The 4,205-nt window shown below is 66.3% G+C and carries 4 protein-coding genes; 2 read left to right on the top strand and 2 right to left on the bottom strand.

Annotation, left to right across the window (positions count from 1 at the left end):
• Positions 1 to 458: 458 nt before the first annotated feature.
• On the bottom strand, positions 459 to 1,244 hold the full coding sequence (locus V7050_RS18865) for a LysR family transcriptional regulator (RefSeq protein ID WP_324411020.1): 786 nt from the start codon (positions 1,242 to 1,244) through the stop codon (positions 459 to 461).
• A gap of 109 nt (positions 1,245 to 1,353) precedes the next feature.
• Between V7050_RS18865 and guaD the strand changes: the two genes are divergently transcribed.
• Entirely contained in the window at positions 1,354 to 2,658 is a 1,305-nt protein-coding gene (guaD, locus tag V7050_RS18860) for a guanine deaminase (protein WP_324365616.1), read from the top strand.
• Between the two features lie 227 nt (positions 2,659 to 2,885).
• Here guaD and V7050_RS18855 read toward each other — a convergent pair whose 3' ends face one another.
• The gene (locus tag V7050_RS18855; RefSeq protein ID WP_324373818.1) at positions 2,886 to 3,296 is read right to left on the bottom strand and encodes a metallopeptidase family protein; all 411 of its coding nucleotides are present in this window, start codon (positions 3,294 to 3,296) and stop codon (positions 2,886 to 2,888) included.
• A gap of 104 nt (positions 3,297 to 3,400) precedes the next feature.
• Here V7050_RS18855 and V7050_RS18850 point away from each other — a divergent pair.
• Positions 3,401 to 4,205: glutamate--tRNA ligase (locus V7050_RS18850; RefSeq protein ID WP_324411019.1), on the top strand; the 805-nt coding region annotated here is incomplete at its 3' end.

Raw genomic sequence — 4,205 nt, 5'->3', positions numbered from 1 at the left:
GGGTCGTTTCGTCCAGGTACTTCTGCCACTCCTCCGCGAGGTCCGGGTGATTGGCGCAACGCGTTGCGGTTTCATAGACCTTGATGCCGCCGAGTTCGGTCTCCAGGGCCTGACACAGGAAGTTGCTGATCTTCTTGTTCATGGTTGATGCTCTCCAAGGGCGTTCGAGTCCCTCGCGGTGATGTCCCGCACAGGAGCAAGTTCCTGGCCAAAGGATCTGGCCCGATCGGGGCCGCGCCATGAGCAATCCCATCGCCATCCGCCGCTCAAACCCCCATTGCTGGCCCTTCCACTTTGCAGAATCGCCGTCGCGCCGTTCCGCGCACCACCGCCCTGCCGCAGCTGACCGCGGCGCGGTCAGATCGGCGATCGGCCGTCTTCTCCTGGTTGTCAGTGCCGCTGCGGCAGCGTCGATCCGCCGCAGTACCGTGCTCGGGTTGGCATCGGCGATTGGCGTCTCAATCTCGTCGGTGCAGCGGCGGATCGGTAGTTGGCGGCGCGGCGACCTCGAAGCGGGGCTTGTTGACGATCCCGTATCCCTCCAGCGCCCAATCGGTCAGGACATCCCCTTCGTCGGCGTCGTAGGGGCCCGCCACGTTGAGCCGCAGGCGTCCCTTCCCGGTCTCGAAGACCCAGTTCCATTCCGGCGATCCGGGATAGCGGAGCAGCAGGCACCGGTGATGCTGGGCCAGCAGATCCTCCGGGCGCGCGGGCGTCCCGAAGGTGGCAAGATATTCGGGCGAGGCGCAGAGTACCCGGCGGCATTCGAGGATCAGACGAACCTTGAGGTTCGAATCCTGGAGCTCCCCCAGCGCGAAGGCGACATCCACACCCTCCGCGACCATGTCCACCTTGCGGTCTGACAAGCGCATCCGGACCTCGATTCCCGGATAGAGCTCGTTGAAGGCCGGCACCAGCGGCGCGATGATCCGCCGTCCCAGTCCCAGCGGCGCCATGACCTTGATCGTGCCGCGCGGCTTCTCGGAGAAGCCCGCGACCATCGCCTCCGCTTCGTCGATGGCCTCGATCACCCGCCGCGCATGATCGTAGAGCTGCCGCCCGATCTCGGTGGGCGCCAGCTTGCGGGTGGTCCGGTTGAAGAGACGGATGCCGAGGCGGTTCTCCAGTTCCTTGATGCGATTGCTCGCGACCGCGGGTGTCAGTCGATTGTCCCGTCCCGCCGCGGTGATGCTTCCGAGCTCGACCGTGCGCACGAAGACACGCAGGCTTTCGACATAGGGCACGGGACGAATCCGATTTTATATCGTTCGTTGAAAGTACACCGCCGATCCGGACGTTTTGCAAGGTCCGTGCGTCTGCCAAGATGCCTTGGGAACGACCGGGGATCGAATCATGACAAGCAAGCTCTTGCGAGGCCGCGTGCTGACCTTCGTGGACGAGCCGAAAGGCGCCCGCGACGAGGATTCGTACAGGTATTTCGAGGATGGGTCCATCCTGGTGGTCGACGGCAAGATCGCCGCAGTCGGAGAATATGCGAGGCTGAAGGACGAGACCGCCGGCGTCGAACTGATCGATCACCGGCCGCATCTTCTCATGGCCGGGTTCATCGATACGCATATCCACTTCCCGCAGGTGCAGGTGATCGCGTCATGGGGCGCGCAATTGCTTGACTGGCTGAATACCTATACTTTCCCAGAGGAGTCGAAGTTTTCCGACCCTGAGCATTGCGCGAGGATGGCCGGGCGGTTCTTCGACGAATTGCTCAAGCACGGAACGACCACCGCGGTGGCCTATTGCTCCGTCCACGACACCTCCGTCGACGCCTATTTTGCCGAGGCCGCCGCTCGCAACCTCCGCATGATCGGCGGCAAGGTCATGATGGACCGGAACGCACCAGAGGCGGTTCGGGACACGCCGCAATCGAGCTACGATCTGAGCAAGTCGCTGATCGCCCGCTGGCACGGGGCGGGGCGTGCGCTCTACGCGATCTCGCCGCGATTTGCGATAACCTCGACGCCGGAACAGATGGAAATGGCCGGCGCGCTCGCGACCGAACATCCCGATTGCTTTGTCCAGACGCATCTGTCCGAGAACCACGGCGAGATTGCCCTGACGCGCGAACTCTACCCCTGGGCGAGGGATTACCTAGACGTTTACGAGCGTTACGGCCTCCTCGGGCCGCGAAGCCTCTTCGGCCATTGCATCCACCTCGAGGACCGGGAGAAATCCGCGATGGCCGAGACCGGATCGGTCGCGGTGTTCTGCCCGACATCGAACCTCTTTCTCGGGAGCGGGCTCTACGACGAGGCGGGGTTGCGGGACCTGGGCGTGCGGCGCGCGATCGCGACGGACGTCGGAGGCGGGACGAACTACTCCATGCTCCGCAGTCTCGACGAGGGCTACAAGATCCTGCAACTTCGCGGCCAGTCGCTGTCGCCGCTGAATTCGTTCTACTGGACGACGCTCGGCAATGCGCGGGCGCTCGGGCTGGAGGACAAGATCGGGACCCTCGACACCGGCACCGAGGCGGATGTCGTGGTGCTCGACAGCAGGGCGACGAGCGCCATGGCGCTGCGCATGGAAACGGTGGGCACGCTTTCCGAAGAGCTCTTCGTGCTCCAGACCCTGGGCGACGACCGCGCCGTGGTCGAAACCTATTCCGCGGGAGAGGCGCAATTGTCGGGCATCCGCAATTGATGGCTTCTGCCGGGGTCGGTTGACCGGCCCGAGGGGCGGGGGGCGAGCGTCTTGTGTCTGTCGCTCCGAGGTGGTGCGGTGACCGGTTGGCTTGCGGCACTGGCTCCCACCCCCCCGGATCAGATCTTCCGCGGGCATCGAGTTCTTCGCCAGACACCTTTTCAGGACCGCGGCATTGCCGCCGCGGCGGGCGCGACGACGGCGCCGGACGAACACGGCCCCGTGACTCAGAGCGTCCAGTCGTCCACCGCGCGGATGTCCGCGTCCGACCAGCCCAGATGATGCGCGATCTCGTGCACGAGCACATGCAGCACCAGCTGGTCGAGCTTCACGTCGCCGCGCTCGATCCATTCCTCGAGGATCGGCCGGCGGAACAGCCAGACCGCGTCGGGGCGGGTCGGCTGGTCCATGACCGAGCGTTCGGTCAGCGCGATCCCCTCGTAGAGCCCGGTGAGCTCGAAGGGATCCACGATGCCCATGGAATCGAGGATCTCCTCCGGTGCGAAATCGGTGACGCGGATCGCCAGCCCCGCGCAGGCGGCCCGCACCGGCTGCGGCAGGCTCGCAAAGGCTTGCTCGGCCATCCTCTCGAATGTCGCGAGGGATGGGGCGGGATGCGGATAGGGGCGTCGGCGCATGGTGTATCCGACATAGGTCCGGTGCCGGCGAGTGGGAAGCCCCGCCGCGACGGGGCTTCAGGCGGCGCGGGCGGCGGGGTAGAGATGCGGCGAGAGGATACAGCATGATCGTCACCCGCTTCGCTCCGTCGCCGACCGGATATCTGCATGTCGGCAATCTGCGCACCGCGCTCCTGAACTGGCTCGTCGCGCGAAAGGCCGGCGGACGCTTCCTCCTGCGACTGGACGACACGGATCCGGAGCGGTCGCGGGAGATCTTCTCCGAGGCGATCGTCGAGGATCTCGACTGGCTCGGTCTCGACCGGGACGAGACGTTCCGCCAATCGGACCGGCTCGCGATCTATCGCGACGCGGCGCGGGCGCTCGAAGCCTCCGGGCGGCTCTACGAATGCTTCGAGACCCCGGAGGAGCTGGAGCTCAAGCGCCGCGCGCAGCGTGCCGCCGGCCGGCCGCCGGTCTATGACCGCGCCGCGCTCGACCTCGATGATGCGGCGCGCGCGCGGCTGCGGGCCGAGCGCGGGAGCCATTGGCGGTTCCTGCTCGACCGCCGGCGGATCGACTGGAGCGACGGGATCCTCGGCGCGCTTTCGGTGGATGCCGAGAGCCTGTCGGATCCGGTGCTGATCCGGGGCGACGGGCAGGTGCTCTACACGCTGGCGAGCGTGGTCGACGACCTCGAGACCGGGGTGAGCGACGTGGTGCGGGGATCCGACCATGTCACCAATACCGCAGCACAGATCCAGATCTTCGAGGCGCTCGGCGGCCGGGCGCCGCGCTTCGCGCATCACTCCCTGCTGACCGGCCCCGCGGGCGAGGCGCTGTCAAAGCGGCTGGGCGGGCTCGCGCTGCGGGACCTGCGGACCAAGTCGACGATCGCCGTGCTGCGCGTGCTACTCGACGCAATCGAGC

It is taken from the genome of Amaricoccus sp. (genome assembly GCF_036846665.1).
Lineage (GTDB): Bacteria > Pseudomonadota > Alphaproteobacteria > Rhodobacterales > Rhodobacteraceae > Amaricoccus.
Note: the sequence above shows the minus strand (reverse complement) of the source record. Positions and strands in the feature narration are given on the sequence as shown.